At 66.8% G+C, this 19,851-nt stretch carries 17 protein-coding genes and 1 tRNA gene; 12 read left to right on the plus strand and 6 right to left on the minus strand.

The window, feature by feature from the left end; translation table 11 throughout:
• The first annotated feature begins 109 nt into the window (after nt 1-109).
• Nucleotides 110-1,402, plus strand: coding sequence for an MFS transporter (locus ACR81A_RS02145; RefSeq protein ID WP_440312428.1), 1,293 nt, complete (start codon nt 110-112; stop codon nt 1,400-1,402).
• A gap of 131 nt (nt 1,403-1,533) precedes the next feature.
• Here the strand turns inward: ACR81A_RS02145 and ACR81A_RS02150 are convergent, their stop codons facing one another.
• From ACR81A_RS02150 to ACR81A_RS02160, 3 genes are all read right to left on the minus strand, one after another.
• The gene (locus ACR81A_RS02150) at nt 1,534-2,226 is read right to left on the minus strand and encodes a CE1759 family FMN reductase (protein WP_440312429.1); all 693 of its coding nucleotides are present in this window, start codon (nt 2,224-2,226) and stop codon (nt 1,534-1,536) included.
• 16 nt (nt 2,227-2,242) lie between these two features.
• Nucleotides 2,243-2,701: a MarR family winged helix-turn-helix transcriptional regulator gene (locus tag ACR81A_RS02155; RefSeq protein ID WP_202382308.1), complete on the minus strand. Its 459-nt coding sequence runs from the start codon at nt 2,699-2,701 to the stop codon at nt 2,243-2,245.
• Nucleotides 2,702-2,797: 96 nt separating this feature from the next.
• Entirely contained in the window at nt 2,798-3,982 is a 1,185-nt protein-coding gene (locus tag ACR81A_RS02160) for an LLM class flavin-dependent oxidoreductase (RefSeq protein WP_440312430.1), read from the minus strand.
• A gap of 137 nt (nt 3,983-4,119) precedes the next feature.
• On the opposite strand from ACR81A_RS02160, the gene ACR81A_RS02165 reads away from it, so the two are divergent.
• Nucleotides 4,120-4,824 (plus strand): ATP-binding cassette domain-containing protein, encoded by a 705-nt coding sequence (locus ACR81A_RS02165; RefSeq protein ID WP_440312431.1) that lies wholly within the window; start codon nt 4,120-4,122, stop codon nt 4,822-4,824.
• Nucleotides 4,825-4,857: 33 nt separating this feature from the next.
• Complete coding sequence (locus tag ACR81A_RS02170; RefSeq protein WP_440312432.1) at nt 4,858-7,383, plus strand: YhgE/Pip family protein; 2,526 nt, start codon at nt 4,858-4,860, stop codon at nt 7,381-7,383.
• A gap of 75 nt (nt 7,384-7,458) precedes the next feature.
• On the opposite strand, the gene ACR81A_RS02175 is transcribed toward ACR81A_RS02170, so the two are convergent.
• Together ACR81A_RS02175 and ACR81A_RS02180 are read right to left on the minus strand one after the other, a co-directional pair.
• Nucleotides 7,459-8,748, minus strand: coding sequence for an MFS transporter (locus ACR81A_RS02175; protein WP_440313121.1), 1,290 nt, complete (start codon nt 8,746-8,748; stop codon nt 7,459-7,461).
• A 17-nt stretch (nt 8,749-8,765) separates the two neighbouring features.
• Nucleotides 8,766-9,995 (minus strand): M20 metallopeptidase family protein, encoded by a 1,230-nt coding sequence (locus ACR81A_RS02180; RefSeq protein ID WP_440312433.1) that lies wholly within the window; start codon nt 9,993-9,995, stop codon nt 8,766-8,768.
• 108 nt (nt 9,996-10,103) lie between these two features.
• Between ACR81A_RS02180 and ACR81A_RS02185 the strand changes: the two genes are divergently transcribed.
• Entirely contained in the window at nt 10,104-11,153 is a 1,050-nt protein-coding gene (locus ACR81A_RS02185; protein ID WP_440312434.1) for an Lrp/AsnC family transcriptional regulator, read from the plus strand.
• A 14-nt stretch (nt 11,154-11,167) separates the two neighbouring features.
• Complete coding sequence (locus ACR81A_RS02190; RefSeq protein ID WP_202382302.1) at nt 11,168-11,728, plus strand: TetR/AcrR family transcriptional regulator; 561 nt, start codon at nt 11,168-11,170, stop codon at nt 11,726-11,728.
• A 110-nt stretch (nt 11,729-11,838) separates the two neighbouring features.
• Here the strand turns inward: ACR81A_RS02190 and ACR81A_RS02195 are convergent, their stop codons facing one another.
• Complete coding sequence (locus ACR81A_RS02195) at nt 11,839-13,041, minus strand: pyridoxal phosphate-dependent aminotransferase (RefSeq protein WP_440312435.1); 1,203 nt, start codon at nt 13,039-13,041, stop codon at nt 11,839-11,841.
• A 173-nt stretch (nt 13,042-13,214) separates the two neighbouring features.
• On the opposite strand from ACR81A_RS02195, the gene ACR81A_RS02200 reads away from it, so the two are divergent.
• The 7 genes from ACR81A_RS02200 (at nt 13,215) to ACR81A_RS02230 (ending at nt 19,848) form a co-directional block, all read left to right on the plus strand.
• Entirely contained in the window at nt 13,215-15,602 is a 2,388-nt protein-coding gene (locus ACR81A_RS02200) for a chitobiase/beta-hexosaminidase C-terminal domain-containing protein (RefSeq protein ID WP_440312436.1), read from the plus strand.
• 245 nt (nt 15,603-15,847) lie between these two features.
• Nucleotides 15,848-15,920, plus strand: a tRNA-Trp gene (locus tag ACR81A_RS02205).
• 53 nt (nt 15,921-15,973) lie between these two features.
• Nucleotides 15,974-16,246: a preprotein translocase subunit SecE gene (gene secE, locus ACR81A_RS02210; protein ID WP_202382299.1), complete on the plus strand. Its 273-nt coding sequence runs from the start codon at nt 15,974-15,976 to the stop codon at nt 16,244-16,246.
• Nucleotides 16,247-16,307: 61 nt separating this feature from the next.
• Nucleotides 16,308-17,129 (plus strand): transcription termination/antitermination protein NusG, encoded by an 822-nt coding sequence (gene nusG, locus ACR81A_RS02215; protein ID WP_202382298.1) that lies wholly within the window; start codon nt 16,308-16,310, stop codon nt 17,127-17,129.
• A 304-nt stretch (nt 17,130-17,433) separates the two neighbouring features.
• Nucleotides 17,434-17,862, plus strand: coding sequence for a 50S ribosomal protein L11 (gene rplK, locus ACR81A_RS02220; protein WP_025134078.1), 429 nt, complete (start codon nt 17,434-17,436; stop codon nt 17,860-17,862).
• Between the two features lie 11 nt (nt 17,863-17,873).
• On the plus strand, nt 17,874-18,563 hold the full coding sequence (rplA, locus tag ACR81A_RS02225) for a 50S ribosomal protein L1 (RefSeq protein WP_025134077.1): 690 nt from the start codon (nt 17,874-17,876) through the stop codon (nt 18,561-18,563).
• A gap of 181 nt (nt 18,564-18,744) precedes the next feature.
• The gene (locus ACR81A_RS02230; protein ID WP_337248957.1) at nt 18,745-19,848 is read left to right on the plus strand and encodes a serine/threonine-protein kinase; all 1,104 of its coding nucleotides are present in this window, start codon (nt 18,745-18,747) and stop codon (nt 19,846-19,848) included.
• The last annotated feature ends 3 nt before the right edge of the window (nt 19,849-19,851 follow it).

Below are 19,851 nucleotides of genomic sequence, written 5' to 3' on the forward strand. Positions count from 1 at the left end.
GCCGCGCCGTGCACCTCGCGCGGCAGCGCCCCGCGATCCCAATCTCGATCCATCCAGTTCTATAGAGGAGACTCCCACGTCCGCTGAGACCGCACCCCAGGCCGTACCCGTGATCGCCGCGAAGGCCCCGCAGGCCACCGCGCCGCGCCCCTCCATCCTGAAGCAGCCCACCGCAGTGTGGGCCATTGCCTTCGCCTGCGCCGTGTCCTTCATGGGCATCGGCCTCGTCGACCCCATCCTGCCCGCGATCAGTCGCGAGCTCGGAGCGACGCCGAGCGAGACGATGCTGCTCTTTACGAGCTACCTCTTCATCACCGGCATCGCGATGTTCTTCACGAGTTGGGTGTCGAGTCGCATCGGGGTGAAGCGCACGCTCATCGCCGGCCTCGTGCTCGTTGTCGTGTTCGCGGCGCTCGCCGGCGCCGCGGGCTCTGTCGACGCGATCATCGGCTTCCGTGCGGGCTGGGGCCTCGGTAATGCGCTCTTCATCTCGACCGCACTCGCCGCGATTGTGGGGGCCGCTGCGGGCGGTGCACGCCAGGCGATCGTGCTGTACGAAGCGGCGCTTGGGATCGGCCTCGCCACCGGCCCGCTCATCGGCGGGGCACTCGGCTCCGTGTCGTGGCGGGGTCCGTTCTTTGGTACGGCGGCGCTCATGGCGATCGCCCTGATTGCGATCCTCGCACTGCTGCGCAGCCCGAAGCCCGCCGCGGGCGCCGCGGTGGAGCCGCCTGCGAAGGTGTCGCTCCTTGCGAGCTTCCGCGCGCTTCGCAACCCGGCGCTGTTGGCGCTGTCACTCGTGGCGCTCTGCTACAACTTCGGCTTCTTCATGCTGCTCGCGTACAGCCCCTACCCACTCGAGGCCGCCGCGCACGCAAGCGGTCGCGAGTTCGGGGCGAGCGAACTCGGGCTCGTCTTCTTCGGGTGGGGGCTCGCACTCGCGATCACCTCGGTGCTCGTCGCGCCCGTGCTGACGCGCAAGCTCGGTTTGCGCCCCGTGCTCTTCACGATGCTCGGCGGGCTGACCGTCTGCCTTGTGCTGCTCGGTGTATTCGTAGACTCGCTGCCGGGCCTGGTCACGGTGGTTGTGGTGAGCGGCTTGCTGCTCGGCGTGATGAACACCGCGCTCACGGAGGCCGTCATGGAGGCGACGGACTTGCCCCGCAATGTCGCGTCGTCCACGTACTCGGGTGTCCGCTTCATGGGCGGTGCGATTGCGCCGGCCATAGCGGGTCCGCTCGCTGCTGCACTTGGTGCACCTGTGCCGTACTTCGTTGGTGCCGCCGCCGTGGTGCTCGCGATTGTCGCACTGCTCGTCGGCGGCCGCCACCTCGCGCACATCGGCCGCCCGCACGAGACGGCAACGGAGGAAGCCGCGGCGATCACCGCGGGCGACGCCTGAGCCGCCCCAACGGGTAGCTTCTCCGCGTGAGGGTAGGCAATCCCGTGCGATTGCCTACCCTTTCGTGAATGTCCTGCCCTGCGTGCGTGTGCGGGTGGATGCGGGTGCGTGCCCGGGCGTCGGTCGCCCCGTTAGCGACCGCCCGTGGCGAGGCGCATCAGGTCGGAATCGAGGTTGATGCCGAGCTCGGTGCCGCCGGCGCTGCCGTAGGAGTGCTGGTACGCGCCCCACGTCTCGTCGCGCACCGCGCTGCGGAAGCCGCCCACGATGAGCGCGACGAGTTCAGCGGCGGCGCGCTCGATGCGGGTCCCGAAGTCGCTGTGGTTCCAGTCGTCGGGCGCCGCGAAAAGCCCAGTCGGCACGGTGACCGTTCGCAGGTAAGCGAAGAGCCCGCGCAGCTGATCGTCGACCACGAGTGCGTGCCGGGCACTCCCCGCGGTCGCCGCGAGCACCACGGGGGTGCCGATCAGGAGGTCGTTGTCGAGCGCCTGGAAGAAGCTCGTGAAGAGTCCGCTTGCGCCGGCCTTGTACACCGGGGTGGACGCCACGATCGCGTCAGCGTCGCGCATGATGTCGCTCGCTTCCTGAAGCGCAGGCGAAATGTGCTGGGACACCATCGCGGTGGTCACGTCAGCGGCGAGTGCGCGAAGATCGACCATGCGGATCTGGGCGTCGACGCCGTGCCGCGCAGCCAGGGTGGCCGCTTTGTCGGCCACGCGACGCGCGAGCATGGTGGTGGTGGACGGATCGCTGGTGCCGGCGCTGACGACCGCGATGCTCACGGTGCGCGAGGCGGGGGTGCCGCCGTCGAGGGGAGTGTTCATGATGGTCTGTTCCTCTTTAGATCTGGGGTTCGGCGGGGGCAACGAGCTTGCGGGTCAGTCGCGTCAGCTCGTGCATTTCATCCGCGGTGAGGCGTGATCCCACCTCGCGGGCAACGCTTTTCGCGTGTGCGCGACCAATCTCGCGCTGCACACGTACGCCGTCTTCGGTAAGCGAGACGCGTACCGCGCGCCCATCCTGTTCATCGGCGGCGCGGGCGAGCAGCCCGCGGGTGGTGAGCCGGTCGATCATGCGTGAGAGCGCCGGCTGGCTGAGCAGCACGCTGCTCTGGATCTCACAGATGCGCATGGGGGCGCCGTGCTTCGCGAGCGTGTAGAGCACGTCGTACTCTCGCACGCTCGCCTCGCCCCAAATGTTCTCGGCGCCGAAGGTGCCCATGAGCGTGGCGTGGGCCGTCATCAGCGCTTCCCACGACTCATTGCTGAGCCGAATGTCTGCGCGCTGCGGGGTGCTCATGAGCGGTCCTCTCGGGTGGTGATGCGGGTTGGGTGGGAAGGTGCGGGGCAGATGGGGTGGTGCGGCGGGGGAAGCCGCCGCACCACACCGTGCTGACTACAGGCCGAAGGAAGCGCCGGGCTTTGCCGACGAATCCTGGTAGGGCGATCCGCCCGTCACGTTGTCGCCGCGGTTGGCGTTCGGCCGCGGCTGGCGCGGAGCGTCGTCGCCGTACTTTGCCTTCACGAGGCTCTCGTGGCTCGGCGACTCGGGAACCTCGGGATCGCGGCGGGCCGCCATCTCCTTGCGAAGCACGGGGATCACCTCGGAGCCCAGCATATCGAGCTGCTCGAGCACCGTCTTGAGCGGCAGACCCGCGTGATCGACGAGGAACATCTGCCGCTGGTAGTCACCGAACGTCTCGCGGAACGTGAGTGTCTTGTCGATGACCTCCTGCGGGCTGCCGACCGTCAGCGGGGTCTGCTGCGTGAAGTCCTCCATGCGGGGGCCGTGGCCGTAGACCGGGGCCTCGTTGAAGTAGGGACGGAACTGCGCTGCAGCGTCCTGCGACTTCTTCGCGATGAACGCCTGGCCGCCGAGGCCAACAATCGCCTGCTTCTGCGTGCCGTGACCGTAGTGCTCGAAGCGCTCGCGGTAGAAGCGTACGAGGCGCAGGAAGTGCTCGGACGGCGCAAACAGGTGGTTCGCGAAGAAGCCGTCACCGTAGTAGGCGGCTTGCTCGGCGATCTCCGGCGTGCGGATGGAACCGTGCCACACGAAGGGCGGCACGTCGTCGAGCGGGCGGGGCGTCGAGGTGAAGCCCTGCAGCGGGGTGCGGAAGTTGCCCTCATAGTCGACAACGTCTTCGCGCCACAGGCGGTGCAGCAAGTTGTAGTTTTCGAGCGCGAGCGGCAGCGCGGAGCGGATGTCCTTGCCGAACCAGGGGTACACGGGTGCGGTGTTCCCGCGGCCGAGCATGAGATCCATGCGGCCCTTCGCGAGGTGCTGGAGCATCGCGTACTCCTCGGCGATGCGCACGGGGTCGTTCGTGGTGATGAGCGTGGTGCTCGTCGAGAGCTTGAGCGTCTTCGTCTGCGCGGCGATGTACGCCAGGAACGTGGTGGGGCTCGAGGAGAAGAAAGGCGGGTTGTGGTGTTCGCCGATCGCGAAGACGTCGAGGCCGACCTCTTCGGCGTGAACGGCGATCTTCGCGAGACCGTCGATGCGTTCTGCCTCACTCGGCGTGTAGTCGGCCACCGGGTCGCGAGTGACGTCGCTGACCGAGAAGATCCCAAATTCCATGATGCCTGCCTCCATTTATATGCGCTTGCATATAAATGTAACACGGAGGGTTCGGATCTATTCCCAGCCAAATTTGACGTTCGCGCGGCATGCTTTTAGACTGACTAGTCAGTTCAAGAAAACAGCGAAGGATCATCGTGACCACACTGCACGCCGCGCACACCTCAGCGCCCAGCTCCACCAGCGCCGCTCGCGCGCCCATCGTCTCGCTGAGCGATGCTCTGGTGAAGGGCGAGCACGGCCCCGTGTTCGGTCCGCTCACCGCCACGAGCGATCGCCCCATCACGGCGATCGTTGGTACACGGGGGAGCGGACGCACCTCGCTCCTTCTGAGCATCGCTGGCCGGATGCGCCTGCATGAGGGCGAACTCGAGACCCTGGGCACCGCGAAGCTCGGCGAAATCCGCCGACTCACCGGTATCGCGGGCTTCGAGGCGATTGACGCCCTCGAACCCCAGGTCACGGTTGCCGACATTCTCCGGGAGCGGCTTTCCTGGGCGCTGCCCTGGTATCGCCGAGTTCCTCGCATCACGCAAGAACTCGCGGCCGAACTGCTCGAGCCGGCGTTCGGGAGCCTTCCCCTGATCCCAATAGAGACGCTCGTGCGTGATCTCGATCCGGCCTCCGAGCAGCTGCTACGTATTGGGCTTGCCCTCCTGGAGGAGCCCGAGCTGCTCGTGCTCGACGATTTTGATGCGCTGCGCGATCCCGCGGACCGAGACCTCCTCGCTGAGCGGCTGACCGCCCTCGCCGGGCGAGGCATCCGCACCGTGCTCGCCACGAGCGATCCCGGCGATGTCGAACGCTTCGCGGCGCTCGAGCCCGCTGTGATCGCACTCTAAGCCTCACCGACACACACGAAGAAGACGAAAGATATGTCACTGTTCACTCGCGGCACCGAGCTGCAACGTTTCCGCAGGGGGACCCTGCCGAAGATCTCGCTGGTCGTCCTCCTGGTCATTCCGCTGATTTATGGCGCGCTGTACCTGTGGGCGTTCTGGGCGCCCACCGACAACATGAACAACCTGCCCGTCGCGGTCGTCAACCTCGATGAGCCCGCAGAGAAGCCAGACGGCGAGATGCTCACCGCCGGCGACGATGTGCTCGAAGAGCTGCAAGCAGGGAAGGATCTCGACTGGAAGCCCCTCGACGCCGCCGACGCGGCGAGCGCGGTGGCCGATGGTGATGTCTACTTCTCCGTGACCATTCCGAAGGACTTCTCGAGCACGCTTGCCGGCCTGCAGGATGATCCGAAGGCCGGCACCCTCGAGGTGCAGTACAACGACAACAACTCGTTCCTCGCGTCGACACTGGGCAAGCAGGCCATGGTGCAACTGCGCGACGCGGTTGCAGAGACGGCAACGCAGACGGCTGCTGAGCAGGTGCTTGTCGGCGTTGAGAAGCTCAGCAACGGCACCCGCGACGCCGCAGAGGCGGCGGACACGCTGGAGTCGGGCACGAAGCAGGTGTCTGACGGCACCCAGAAGCTGAGTGTGGGGCTCGGGGAGCTCGCCGATGGTACGGCGCAGATCGTGGAGAAATCGCCTGAACTGGTGAACGGCACGCAGCAACTGGCTGGTGGGCTCGACACCGCTCGCGCTGGCAGCGCGAAGCTCGCCGACGGTAGCGCCAAGCTTGCGGCCGGGGCTGGGGAAGCCGCCGACAAGTCGGGGCAGTTGCGCGATGGGCTGGGCCAGCTCAGCTCGGGCGCCGGTGCGCTCGCAAGCGGCAGCGCTGCGGTCACTAATGGCAGCGGCAAGCTCGCCCAGGGGGCCGGAGAGCTCAACTCGGGGGCAAACACCCTCTCGCAGGGCATGAACCAGTTGAGCGCCGGCACTGTCACGCTGAACACCAAGGTGGGTGAGCTCGCAGCGGGCGCCGATGCGCTCTCCGCGGGTGCGGGGGACCTCGCAGCGGGTACGGCGAACGCATTGCAAGGCGCAGCGAGCCTTTCCGAGAATGCTGGGGCGCTCTCGGGCGGCGCAGCTCAGGTGTCGCAGGGCGCCGCTGCGATCGCGAGTTTCGCTGCGGCGAACCCTGAGGCCACCATCGCCGACCTCGAGGCCGCGCTTGCGGCGAACGGTACCTCGCTTTCCGCGGTTTCTGCGGGTGCGCAGCAGGTGGCCGGGGGTGCTCAGCAGCTTGCGGGCGGGGCGGATCAGCTCTCGGGCGGGATCGCTGCGGCGAACGCTGGGGCTCAGACGATTGCCACGAAGTCGGGTGAACTCGCTGGCGGCACACACCTGCTGGCGGACAAGACCGGCGAACTGCAGGACAGCGCGGCGAAGCTCGCTACCGGTTCGAACACGGTTGCGTCGGGGCTTGGAACGCTGAGCTCCAGCGCGTCCGAACTGAACGCGGGGGCGGCGAAGGTCTCCTCCGGCGCGGGCACGCTCGCAGAGAAGTCGACCGTCGCGCGTGATGGCAGCGGGCAGCTGGCCTCCGGTCTGGGCACGCTCGCAGGTGGCACACGTGACGCTGCCGCGGGAAGCTCGGAGTTGGCCGCCGGTGTGGGCAAGGCAGCGGACGGTGCGAATCAGCTCGCGGACGGGGCCGGGCAGCTTGCCGAGGGTGCGACCAAGTTGAACGACGGCGCGCAGGAGGCCAGCTCGAAGTCGGGCGATCTTGCGAAGGGTGCGAAGAAGGTCACCGACGGCGCTGACACGTTCGCGACGAAGCTCGCCGATGGCGCGGAAGAAGCGCCCGAGTTCGCGGACGGGCAGACCGTGAAGATTGCCGAGACGATGGCGAAGCCGGTGGCGCTCGACGAGTCCACTGAGAACGCCGTGCAGGGCTTCGGCGAGGGCTTCGCCCCGTTCTTCATCGCGCTAGCCTCCTTCGTTGGCGCGCTCATCACCTGGCTGATCCTGCGCCCGCTGCCGCGGCGCCCGCTGGCCTCGAACGTGTCCGGGCTGCGCTCGGTGCTGGCTGGCTTCTGGCCCGCCGCACTGATCGGCCTTGGCCAGGTGGTCATCATGATGCTGGTGCTCGTCTACGGAATCGGGATGCGTCCCACGCACTGGGTGGGCATGGCGGCGTTCATGTTGCTGGTCACGCTCGCATTCCTCGCGCTGCAACAGATGTTCATCGCGGTGCTCGGCACGGCGGCGGGCCGCGTGGTGAGCCTCGTGCTCCTCATGCTGCAGCTCTCTTCCTCGGGCGGTACCTACCCGGTGGAGACGACTCCGAAGTTCTTCCAGATCCTGCACCCGTTCATGCCCGCCTCGTACGTGGTTGATGGGCTGCGGCAGCTGATCGGTGGCGGCATCGATGGTCGCTTCTGGGTGGCACTCGCGGTGATGGCCGTCGTGTTCGTCGGTTCGCTCGCCATCAGTGCGATGGCCGCGCGGCGACAGAAGGTGTGGACCATCTCGCGGCTCCACCCGGCGCTCGCGATCTAGTCGAGGCCGACACACGCAGTGGGTGGCGCCCCGGATCCTGTCCGGGGCGCCACCCACTGCGTGTTGCGCGTGACGCTAGAGCACGCGGCCCTTCGTCTCCGGGAGCAGGAAGATCGCGGTTGCCGCGGAGATCAGCAGCAGGACCACGCTGTAGAGCGAGAACAGCCAGGGCAGTTCGAGCTGCGCGCTGAACCAGGTCTGCAGGTACGGTGCCGTGCCGCCGAAGAGCGCGACCGCGATGCTGTAGGGGACAGCCGTTCCCACCGTGCGGATGTGTGTGGGGAAGAGCTCGGCGAACACAGCGGGGAGGATCGCCATCGTGCCCGCGAGGAAGACGAGCACAGACGCGGTCGCGACGAACAACGTCCACGGCTGATCGGACATCAGCGACTGCATGGGGAAGTAGAGTGCCGCGGTGCCGAGCAGGCTGATTGCCAGCACACGCTTCCGACCGATGCGATCGGAGAGTCGGCCCCAGAGCGGCAGCGCGGCGATGAAGACGATGATGCCACCGGCACCCGCCCAGAGCGCACCGCTCGGGTCCATGCCGAGCGTCGCGGTTGCGACCGCTGGGGCCGTGACGCCCCACACGTAGAACGACACGGTGGCGCCGAGGGTCAGCAGGATCACCAGCATGGCGGCGCGGCGTGCGGGGAGGAGCGGCTCCGGTCGGGTCTCGGTGAGCGTTTGCAGCCGACCGGTGGTGAAGGACTCGGTCTCATGCATGCCGATGCGCATCACGAGCACGAAGAGCCCCATCGCGGCGGCCACGATGAAGGGAACGCGCCAGCCCCACTGCTGCATGGCTTCCACGCTCATCGCGCCCGTGAGTACCGCACCGAACAAGGTTGCGCAGAGAATGCCCGTGGTGCCCGACACATAGATAAGGGAAGACCACATGCCGCGCTTCTCGGGAACGGCGATCTCAGAGATGTAGGTCTGCGCGGCAGGCATCTCCCCGCCATGCGCCAGCCCCTGGATGAGACGCGCGACGAGCAGCAACGCTGCGGCCCACGCGCCAATTGCGGCGTGGGTAGGGATCAAGCCGATCAAGAGGCTCCCGAAGGACGCCGCGCCCACCGCGAGAATGAGCGAGGACTTTCGCCCAAAGCGGTCTGAGATCAGCCCGAACAAGAGCCCGCCCAGTGGGCGAGCGAGGAATCCGACAGCAAAGATTGCGAAGGTCTGCAGCAGCGAGGAGATCGGGTTCTCGGCGTTGAAGAGCTGCGCGGCGATGAACGGCGCGAACGTGGCGTAGATCTGCCAGTCGAACCACTCGAGCGCATTGCCAAAGCTGGTGGCGAAGACGGTGCGGAACTGGGATCGCGGCGGTGCGACTCTGGGAGCGGAGGTTGTCGTGGTCATGATGTCCTTCGGTGGGGTCACGCGCGGTCGTTGCGCGTGAGCGGGTGGGAAGCGATATCTGCGGCGCGCAGTTCCGTGAGCCGCTGCACCGCGAACTCTGCGTACAGCGCCGCGCCATCACCGAGTACGGAATCGTCGTACGCGGCGAAGGGGGAGTGGTTGTACCCGGCTCCCGCGGGAGGGGTGGCGTCGAGGAAGACGAAGGCGCCGGGAACGCGCTCGAGAATCTCGGCGAAGTCCTCGGACGCCGTCTTAGGAGTATCAAGGGTGCGAACTGCGTCAGCCCCGAATCGCCGGCTGGCGGCTTCGACTGTGGTGGTGACGTTCGCGCCATCGTTGACCACCGGAGGGAACTCGGGGCGAAACTCGACGACTGCGTCCTGACCGTGTGCATGGGCGATCCCCTCAGCGACGGCGGGGAGCACCTCAGCCGCACGTGCCTGGCTCGTGTGCGAGAAGCTGCGAACGGTGGCGAACAGCTGCGCGCGGTCGGGGATGATGTTCCGCGCTGTGCCTGCCGTGACCTGCCCCACGGTCACGACGACGGGATCGAGCGCATTGAATCGGCGGGTCGTGGCGCTCTGCAGCGCGAGAATCGTCTCCGCTGCGGTGGGGACCGGGTCGCTCGCAAGATGCGGGGCCGAGCCGTGGCCGCCGCGACCAACAATCTCGATGGTGAGCGCGGCTGCCGCGGCCATTGCGGTGCCGGAGCACACCTCGAAACGTGCGGGCCGTGGATCGCCGGTGAAGACGTGTATCGCGAAGGCGGCGCCTGCCTCGGGGCCGGCAGCTGTGAGCACGCCCTCGTCAATCATGACTCGCGCGCCGCCCCACCCCTCTTCGCCGGGCTGAAACATGAAGACGACGTCTCCGCGGAGTTCGGCGCGGCGTGCGCTCAGCTCGAGAGCTGCGCCCACCAGCATGGCCATGTGGAGGTCGTGGCCGCAGGCGTGCATGGCGCCCGCGATTTCGGATCGGGGATCTGCCGACTCCGGTTCGTCGATCGGCAGCCCATCCATATCGGCGCGGAGCAGCACCGCGGGCGCGTCCGAGGCGCGGTCAGGGTGGGTGCCGCGGAGCACCGCCGTGATTGAGGTACTCGCTTGTCCGAGGCGCACCTCCAGCGGAAGCCCGTCGAGCGCGTCGAGCAGGGTCCGCTGCGTGCGCGGCAATGAGAGTCCGATCTCGGGAATCGCGTGCAGTGCACGACGCAGCTGCGTGAGCTCGGTGGGGGTGGGGGACGTCATACATGCTCCGTTGCAGGAAGGTCAGGGGCTGCGAACGCGCAGCCGCACGCCAGATAGTTTGCGTGTTTGGATCTTGCGTCGAGTAAAAATGCAGGTTTCAATCAGTACGTGCGAGAAATTACACGAAACGATCATCTCCATGATCCCTCGGTGCTCGATGATGAGGATCTGCAACTCGTGCATGCGCTGCAGATTGCCCCGCGGGCCTCGTGGACGAGTTTGGCGCCCATCCTGGGCGTGCACAGCACCACCCTCGCCGCACGCTGGAAGCGTCTCACCGATGCCGGAGTCGCGTGGATTGCGGCGCACCCGCTCGCGACGCGGCTCTGCCCGGTGACCGCGTTTATCGAGGTCATGTGTGCGGTGCCGCAGCGTGAAGAGGTGATCAGCGCGCTGTCCGCACTGCCCGATGTCGTGTCTCTTGATATCTCCGCGCGCCACCGTGACCTCTTGCTGACCGTCTCGGCGGCCTCGCTCGCGCACCTCACGGAGCAGACGCTGCCCGTCATCGCGGCAGTACCGGGTGTCGAACACGTCGAGACCTCGTTCAGCACACGTATGCACGTGATCGCCGATAGCTGGTCGATGAAGTCGCTCACGCAGGAGCAGGCGCGCAACGTCGCGAAGCTGAACCCCCGTCAGCGTGCAGAGGCCACACCGCCGCGCGTGGATCCCGCTGTGCTCCGCTCTCTTGCACTCGACGGTCGCGCGTCGGCATCCGAGATCGCCAGGAGCCTCGGGATGAGCGAGCCGACGGTGCGGCGGCAGATCCGCGCGGCGGTCGAGCACGGGCTCGTGCACTTCCGATGCGAGGTCGCGCAGGGAGTGACGGGAACCCCGGTGACCGCTCAGTGGTTTGCGGCGGTGCCTGCGACGGAACACGAGAAGCTTGCCCAGCGTGTGGCCCAGATCCCTGGAGTGCGGCTCTGCGCCTCAACCACCGGGCGCACCAACATCCTGATTGCGGTGTGGCTGCGCTCGGTTGCCGAGGTGCCGCGAATCGAGGAGATGCTTGTCGAAGCGGTGCCGTCGCTGGTGATCCGCGAGAGCGCCATCGCGCTGCGCATCGTGAAACGCGTGGGGTGGCTGCTGGGCGACGGGGGCCGCGCCACAGGAGAGATCATCCCGCCCTCGTGGGGGCAAGTGCTCACCAAGTAGGGGAAGATAGAGGTATGGCTCGCGTCAACACCAAACAGCTCATCACTGAGGCTGCTGTGCGGGTTGCCGCGCAGCACGGGATCAGCGGTGCGTCCATGGACCAGATCGCCGAGGCCGCCGGGGTGGCCAAGGGGAGCCTGTACTACAACTTCGCCTCGAAGGACGCGATCTTTGAAGAGGTGATCCGCGATGGTTTTGCGAAGCTTGCCGCCGCGATCGATGCGGCGCGTGAGGCAGTGGCCCCCGCGGATGGGCCGCGCGCCGTCGCGGCCGTGACGCTCGAGACCCTGAGGGGCAACCTCGATCTCGCGAAGCTCATGGCCTCCGAAGTGTTTCGTACCGATCGGCCCTGGGCTGACACCATGACCCTCGCACGGGGATCAGTGACGGTGCGATTCCGAGACGTGCTGCGCGCAGCCCGCGAGGCAAACGGCGACCCGCATGCCGCGGAGACCACTGAGACCGCGGGCGCGGCATTCTTTGGCGCCCTGGCGGGCGCCTGCCTAGATTGGCTGCTTTTCCGCAGCGACCAGCCCGTGGAGCTCGTGCTCGACCAGGTGCTAGTCGCGTTCTAGAAGACCGTGCTTGGCGCTGGAACGGGTGCCGCACCAACACCCCCCCGCACAACGTCGAACGGCGGCAGTTCCCGAAGGAGCTGCCGCCGTTCTCGTTCGCACGAGGCGTGTTACTCGGAGAGCAGCGCCTGGATGCGCTGGACGCCCTCGAGGATCGCGTCGTCGCCGAGCGCGTAGCTGAAGCGGAGGTACCCGGAGGGGCCGAAGGCCTCGCCGGGCACCGCGGCAACCTCTGCGTGCTCAAGGATGAGGTCCGCGAGCTCGAGCGAGGTCGTCGGCGTGACGCCGCGCACGGGCTTGCCGAGTGCCGCGGTCACATCCACGTACGCGTAGAACGCGCCCTCGGGGGTGGGGCAGTTGAAGCCCGGAACCTTGTTCAGCTCCGCGACGATCAGCTTGCGGCGGCGATCGAATGCGAGACGCATCTCCTCGATCGGCTCCTGCGGCCCGGTGAGCGCCGCGATCGCTGCGCGCTGCGCGATGTTGTTGATGTTTGAGGTGAGGTGCGACTGCAGGTTGGCGGCACCCTTAATGACGTCGGCGGGGCCGAGCATCCAGCCGAGGCGCCAGCCCGTCATTGCGTAGGTCTTCGCAACACCGTTCACGAGGATCGCGCGATCCTGCAGCGCGGGGGTTGCCTCGACAATCGACACCGCGCGAACCCCGTCATACGTCAGGTTCTGGTAGATCTCGTCAGCGATGACCCACAGGCCGTTGGCGTCGGCCCAGTCGCCGATCGCCTTCGTCTCCTCCGGCGTGTAGACGGCGCCGGTGGGGTTCGACGGCGAGACAAAGAGCAGCACCTTCGTGCGCTCGGTGCGTGCGGCCTCGAGCTGCTCAACGGTGACCTTGTAGCCCTGATCCGAGCCGGCGAACACCTCAACGGGAACGCCGTCGGCCAGCTGAATCGCCTCGGGGTACGTGGTCCAGTACGGGGCCGGGAGGAGGACCTCGTCGCCCGGATCGAGCAGCGCCTGGAACGCCTGGTACACGGCCTGCTTGCCACCGTTCGTGACGATCACCTGCGAGGGGTCGATCGCCCAGCCGGAATCGCGCGCGGTCTTCGCGGCGATGGCCTGCTTCAGCTCGGGCAGGCCGGCTGCGGCGGTGTAGCGGAAATTCTTGGGATCATCGAGCGCTGCACGGGCGGCATCGACGATGTGCGGGGGCGTCGCGAAATCGGGCTCACCGGCGGCGTAGCTGATGACGGGACGGCCCTCGGCCTGGAGGGCCTTCGCCTTGGCGTCGACTTTGAGCGTGGCGGACTCGGCGATAGCACCGAGCTTCTTTGACAGACGAGAGATGGTGGTCACGAGACCAGTCTAGGACGTGTGGGCGTCCGCGCGGGAATGCGTGCAGGCCAATGGGTGAATCCGGGGTGAAGCGGTGTTCATGCAGCTTTCACGCCGGGGCCAAAACGCCGACATCCTGTATCGACAACTTGGATTCATGTGTGCCTATCTCGGGCGCCGGACGAGAGGAATCCATGTCGAAACGAAGGATCGCTGCCCTTGCGTTGAGCGGTGTCGCGCTGCTTGGGGCGCAGGCGGCGCTGCCCACGGCTGTCGCAGCTCATGCCGCGGTGAGCGGTGAAGTCTCCCCGCCCGCGGCAAGCCACGAGAGCGGCCGCTACGTCGGACCACAGGCGGTGACCCTCACCTCGGCTGAGGGGACGGAGGTTCGGTACACGCTCGACGGCACGCACCCCACGCGTGACAGTGCTCTGGCAACGGGCCCGATCCTGATCGAAAAGACCGCGAATCTCACGGCCGTCGCGTTCACCGACCGCGCAGAGAGTCTCCCGATGATTCGCGGGATTCTTGTCAAGACAGCCGAGGAGCCGCTCGCCCAGTTCGCCGTGATGAGTGACATTCACCTCTCGACGGGGACGGGGCCGGCGATGGCGAAGTGGGGCGGCTACTTCGACACCCTGAAGCGGATCGCCCCGAACCCCGATGCGCTGATTTCAAACGGCGATCAGATCAACGACAATTACTTCAACTCGGCGGCGGATCACCAGTACCCGCGCGAGATGCTGGAGCGCAACCTCGCGCGCACCGGGATGACCGATACCCAGGTGATGATGTCGTTCGGCAACCACGACGACTACGTGACCCGCATGGCGGAGCAGTATCCGGATGACTGGTTCCCCGGCACCACCGGGTACTACGAATCCAAAATTGGCGAGTTCCCCGCGTTCGTGGTGAACACCGAGGCGTGGAACACCACGCAGGCAAACTGGCTCTACGGGCGGCTCGACGCGCTGAGCAAGGATCCCGCGACGCAGGGCCAGCCGATCTTCGTGTTTGGGCATCGCCCGATCCCCGCGACAGTGTGGGATGGTGCGCAGGCCTCGAACGGTGGATTGAAGACGAACCTCAGCGCGTTCCCGCAGGTGGTCTACTTCTCCGGGCACTCGCACCTGAACATCACTGACGAGCGCTCGATCCACCAGCAGGACTTCACCTCGGTGAACGAGGGGTCCATGTCCTACGGCGAAAACGACGGGAAGTTCCAGGTCTTCGGGCCCGGCCTGGCGCGCGATGCCACGATTCCTACCGCGCAGTCGGTGGTCGTGGACGTGTACGGGGACCGGATCGAGATCGACCGAATCAACTACGCAGCTGACCCGGGGCGCACATACACCGACGATGGGGCGTGGGCGTTCCAGGAGAATCCGCCGTTTGCGTCTTCCGGTTCGCTCGCGGGCCCGAGCTGGGTCATCGCGCGCGGCGCAACTCCCGCCGAGACGAAGGCGCAGTTCACTTACACGCAGGCCAATCGCAACGCCGTTGCTCCAGCGTGGGGAGAGCGCCAGCCGACCGTGCGTCAGACGGAAACCGGCCCGGTGCTCAGGCTCCCGCAGGCTGGCGATGATCAGTTCACGGCCGAGTACACCCTCACCGTGACTGATGTGCAGACCGGGCAGGTCACTGACCTCGTGCCGGCGAATGGACGAATCTACTCCGACTATGTTGTCGCGCCGAAGCCAGCGGCGCTCGACATTCCGCTTGCGGTGCGTGCGGGCAACAAGGTGGGGCAGCCGATTGATCGGACGCTCACTATCGGGCGCGAGTACGAGGCAACGCTGGTTGCGTACGACTCCTACCAAAACCAGAGCGCTCCGCGCACCTTCCGCTTCGTTGCGGGTGCGCTCGATGAGGCTGCCCTGACTGACGCGCGCACGCGTGCTGAGGCTGCCATCGCGCAGGTCGAGCGTGTGCTCGGTGTGGTCACCCCGGCCCAAGCGGGCGACTTTGACCTCGTGATTCCTGAGACGCACGAGGCTGAGGCCGCAGTGGCGGAGCTTCGGGCACAGCTGGCGAGCCAGCCCGCCACGCAGGACGCAGTGGACGCACTGGTGTGGCAGATCTCGGATGGGGCGGGAGCGCTCGAGGACCGGATGGTCTCGGTGGACCGGGCGCCACTGGATGCGGCTATCGAGGAAGCCGAGGGGGCACTCGCCGAGGCGCGGGCCGCGCAGCGCAGGGCGGAGGCTGCCGAGCGAGTGCTGCGGGCAGAACTTGCCGAGGCCACGGAGCTTCGGGGCACGCTGAACGTGACTCAGGCGCAGCTGGATGCGGCCGCGGGTGAACTGCGGGCGGCGCTTGCCGTGTGGCAGCAGGCGGTGGAATCTGAGCAGCCAGGAACGGGTGAGCCGGGCGGCCCCGGCGTTGATGGGTCGGGGTCAGGGAACACTGGCGCGGGATCCGGAACCGGCGGCGACACGCGGCCCAGCGCCGGAGACACCCCGGTGAATGACGAACTCGCGCAGACCGGTTCTGCGGGTATTCCGGTGCTGGCCGCAGCCGGCGCGCTCGTGCTCGCGGGTGCGGCCGCACTCGGCCTGCGCCGCCGCATGAGTCGGGGCTAACTCCCCGATCAGGGCGTAGCTCCGGACCAGTCGGGCCGGAGCTACGCTGCCCGCGCGTGAGCGCGAACGCGTGCCGATACGCAGCAGAGGTGTCGGCGCAGCGCGACGTTCCGGGCGCTGCGTGCCAGTTCGACAACCCGCCCGGGATCCCGTAAGGTAGTCCTCGGTAGTTGACTTCTGCCATACTTTCCTATGCCTGAAGGTTTCGACCTTTCGGGAATGGAAGTTCTTAAGTCAGTTTCCATAGGGCGGTGGCTCAATTGGTAGAGCAGCGGTCTCCAAAACCGCAGGTTGCAGGTTCGAGTCCTGTCCGCCCTGCCGCACTCGTTCGGCGCTTCGGCGCCGAACGAGTCTATTGAAAGGAACGGCGAGTGAGCACCAGTGAAGTTGAGGAGAGCGGCGGCGTAGCCGAGCGCGCTACCAGCGACCGCGCTGCAAAGCGCAACTGGTTCAGCCGGATCGTGCTCTTCATCCAGCAGGTCATCGCCGAGCTGAAGAAGGTCGTAACGCCGACCCGCAAGGAGCTCATCAACTACACGCTCGTTGTGATCGCCTTCGTGGTGATCATGATGGCGCTGGTGTGGGCACTTGACCAGGTCTTCAGTTTCATCACCGTCTTCATCTTCGGGACGCCGCTCGGATAGTCGCGCGAGACGCGCTACTCCCGGCCCCGAATTCGGTAAGCACAGAAAGCAAGAGCAGCAGATGACGAGCGAGACGAGCAACACTCCCGAGGCCGACCTCGACGCGGCCCTCGATGCGCTGGCGCACACCGCTGACCCCGTTGTCGACGCGGCAGTTGAGGACGCCCTCGACATCGACTCCGTTGAGGAAGCAGAGGCTGCGGCCTCGGCGATTGTCGACGAGGAGACCGAGGACGGCGTCGCTGCGGATGCAGAGGCAGAAACCTCCGAGGATCCCTACAAGGCTTTCAAGAAGGATCTGCGCCGTCGCCCCGGCAAGTGGTTTGTGATTCACACCTACGCCGGCTACGAGCGCAAGGTGAAGTCGAACCTGTGGAACCGTCGCGAGACGATGGGTGCGGTTGACGACATCTACGAGATCCAGGTCCCCATGGAAGAAGTCATGGAGGTCAAGAACGGCCAGCGCAAGATGGTGACGCGCGTGCGCATCCCCGGCTACGTGCTCGTTCGCATGAATCTGACTGAGACCACCTGGTCCGTCGTTCGCCACACGCCTGGCGTCACCGGTTTTGTTGGCAACGCTCACAACCCCGTGCCCCTGCGCATCAACGAGGCGTTCGAGATGCTGAAGAGCACCGTCGAGCTCGAGCCCGCAGCAACGGCGAAGGGCAAGGCCGCGGCCAATGCCGCCGCCCAGGGCAACGTTGAGATCGACTTCGAGGTCGGCGAGACGATCACGATCAAGTCCGGCTCCTTCGAGGGGCTGCCGGGCACGATCAGCGAGATCAACCCCGCAGCCGGCAAGCTCACGGTTCTCGTGTCGCTGTTCGAGCGCGAGACTCCCGTGGAGCTCGGCTTCGATCAGGTCACCAAGATGGTCTAGTCCGGTTTCCCGGATGTGAGAGGGCCCCGCGCTTCGGCGCGGGGCCCTCTTTCTTGTTTCGCGCCCGCCCCGTCCTGCCCGCCGCCGGGATTCGGGGTCACTTGGGCAGGGTGTCAGTGCAGCTAGGCAGGCGACACCCTGCCCAAGTGACCCCGAATCGGGGGAGGGGAGTGGGCGGGGGTGCGGAGCGGGAAAAACTGGGGTACGATTGTGAAGTTGTGCGTTCGCGCACAACCACACCGCGTCCGGATCGGCCGGAACTGCGGGAGAGCGGGGAAACCCGTTCGAAGGAAAGGAAACAATCATGGCAAAGGCCAAGAAGGTTACCGGTCTGATTAAGCTTCAGATCGCTGCCGGTGCTGCCAACCCGGCACCCCCCGTGGGTCCCGCGCTGGGTCAGCACGGCGTCAACATCATGGAATTCTGCAAGGCGTACAACGCTGCAACGGAGTCCCAGCGCGGCAACATCGTTCCGGTGGAGATCACCGTGTACGAGGACCGCTCGTTCACCTTCGTCCTGAAGACCCCGCCCGCCGCTGAGCTCCTGAAGAAGGCTGCTGGCGTGCAGAAGGGCTCCGGCACCCCGCACACCGTCAAGGTTGCAAAGGTGACGGCTGAGCAGGTTCGCCAGATCGCCGAGCAGAAGCAGGCTGATCTCAACGCGAACGACCTCGACGCTGCGTCGAAGATCATCGCGGGCACCGCTCGCTCCATGGGCATCACGGTCGAGTAAGGGTACTGAAGATGGCACAGAAGTCGAAGGCGTACCGCGCCGCTGCCGAGAAGATCCAGGCAGACAAGTTCTACGCTCCCGCCGAGGCAGTTGCCCTGGCGAAGGAGACTGGTTCCACCAAGACCGACTCGACCGTTGAGGTCGCCGTCAAGCTCGGTGTGGACCCCCGCAAGGCAGACCAGATGGTGCGCGGCACCGTCAGCCTGCCCCACGGCACGGGCAAGACCGCCCGCGTCATCGTGTTCGCAGTTGGCCCCGCGGCTGAGGCAGCAATCGCTGCTGGTGCCGACGAGGTCGGTGGCGACGAGCTGATCGAGAAGGTTGCCGCTGGCTACACCGACTTCGATTCGGCCGTGTCGACCCCCGAGCTCATGGGCAAGGTTGGCCGCCTCGGTAAGGTGCTGGGTCCCCGTGGCCTCATGCCCAACCCGAAGACCGGCACCGTTACCCCGGACCCGGCCAAGGCCGTGACCGACATCAAGGGCGGCAAGATCGAGTTCCGCGTCGACAAGCACGCCAACGTGCACTTCATCGTCGGCAAGGCCTCCTTCACGGCTGAGCAGCTCTCGGACAACATCACGTCCGTGCTCGACGAGATCTCGCGTCTCAAGCCGTCGTCGGCCAAGGGCAAGTACGTGATCAAGGGCGCCGTTTCGACGACCTTCGGTCCCGGAATCCCGCTGGACGTTTCGGGCCTCTAAGCTCGCACGTTGCTTGATGCTGCGGCATCGAGCTTCACACGATCCCCTCGCTCCCTGGGAGCGGGGGGATCGCGTCGTTTCGGGATGTGCCGGTGCGATCTCCTATCATTGGGGGTATGCACGAGAGCCAGGCGTCACGTCCCCACTGCGGGGCCGAGGGATAGCCGTGGGCTCGCAGCGCGTGGCCTCCCATCCGGCGATCCCGGGGTTCAGCTACGTGCGCCCGCTGGGATCGGGCGGCTTCGCTCAGGTGTACCTCTACGAACAAGACTTCCCCCGCCGCGAGGTCGCGGTGAAGGTGCTGAACGCGGCCCCGCAGCAGCGCGCCGCGTTCGAACGCGAGGCCGATTCGATGGCCGCACTGAGCAGCCACCCCTCGATCGTGTCGATCTTTCAGGCGGGGATGTCGCTTGCGGGACAGCCGTTCCTCGTGATGGAGTACTGCCCGGCCTCGTTGGGCGCGCTCACGAAGCGCAACCCCGCGCAGTTGCGCGACGTGCTCGATGCCGGGGTGCGGCTCGCAGGCGCGCTCGAGACCGCGCATCGCGCCGGTGTGCTGCACCGAGACATCAAACCGGCGAACGTGCTGCTCACCTCGCTCGGCAAACCCGCGCTCTCGGACTTTGGGATCGCGGGCGGCCACGCCGTGCTCGAGAACGGCGAGCCCGCGGGTCCCGTGCCCGCTGACGAGGTGGCCATGTCTATCCCGTGGTCGGCACCCGAAGTGGTGCGCCTTGAGACCCGAGGTAGCGTCGCCACAGAGGTGTGGGCGCTCGGCGCAACCCTGTTCTCGTTTGCCGCGGGCCTCTCGCCCTTCGAGGAGGCAACGCGCGAGAAGAACACGCGCTCGCTGCTCATCGAGCGGATCGTGCGAGGCAAAGTGCAGCCGATTCCGGGTGCGCAGGGCTACGAGCCGTTTGATGCCGTGCTCGCGCGTGCGATGCGTCGCACCCCCGCCGAGCGTTTCGCTTCGATGGCGGAGTTCGGCGCGGCGCTGCAGGACGTGCAGCGCGGCTACGGTTTTGACGTGACCCCACTCGAGATCGTCGCGGAAGTTTGGACGCCGCAGACCGGAACCATTCCCGTGGGCGTGCGGGGGCCCGTCGTTTCCGAGGTGCCGGGCCGTCGCACCCGCGCTGAGCTCCGCGAGGTCGACTCCGACGGTGTCATCGTCGAGCGGCCGCGCTCCGCGAAGCGTGCCGCGTTGATCGGAGCGGCCATCGCGCTCGCGGGGGTCGCCGTGGTGGGAGGCACCCTCTGGGCGGTGCTGGGCGGTGGCGGGTGACCG

The organism is Leucobacter chromiireducens (genome assembly GCF_051993095.1).
GTDB lineage: Bacteria > Actinomycetota > Actinomycetes > Actinomycetales > Microbacteriaceae > Leucobacter > Leucobacter chromiireducens.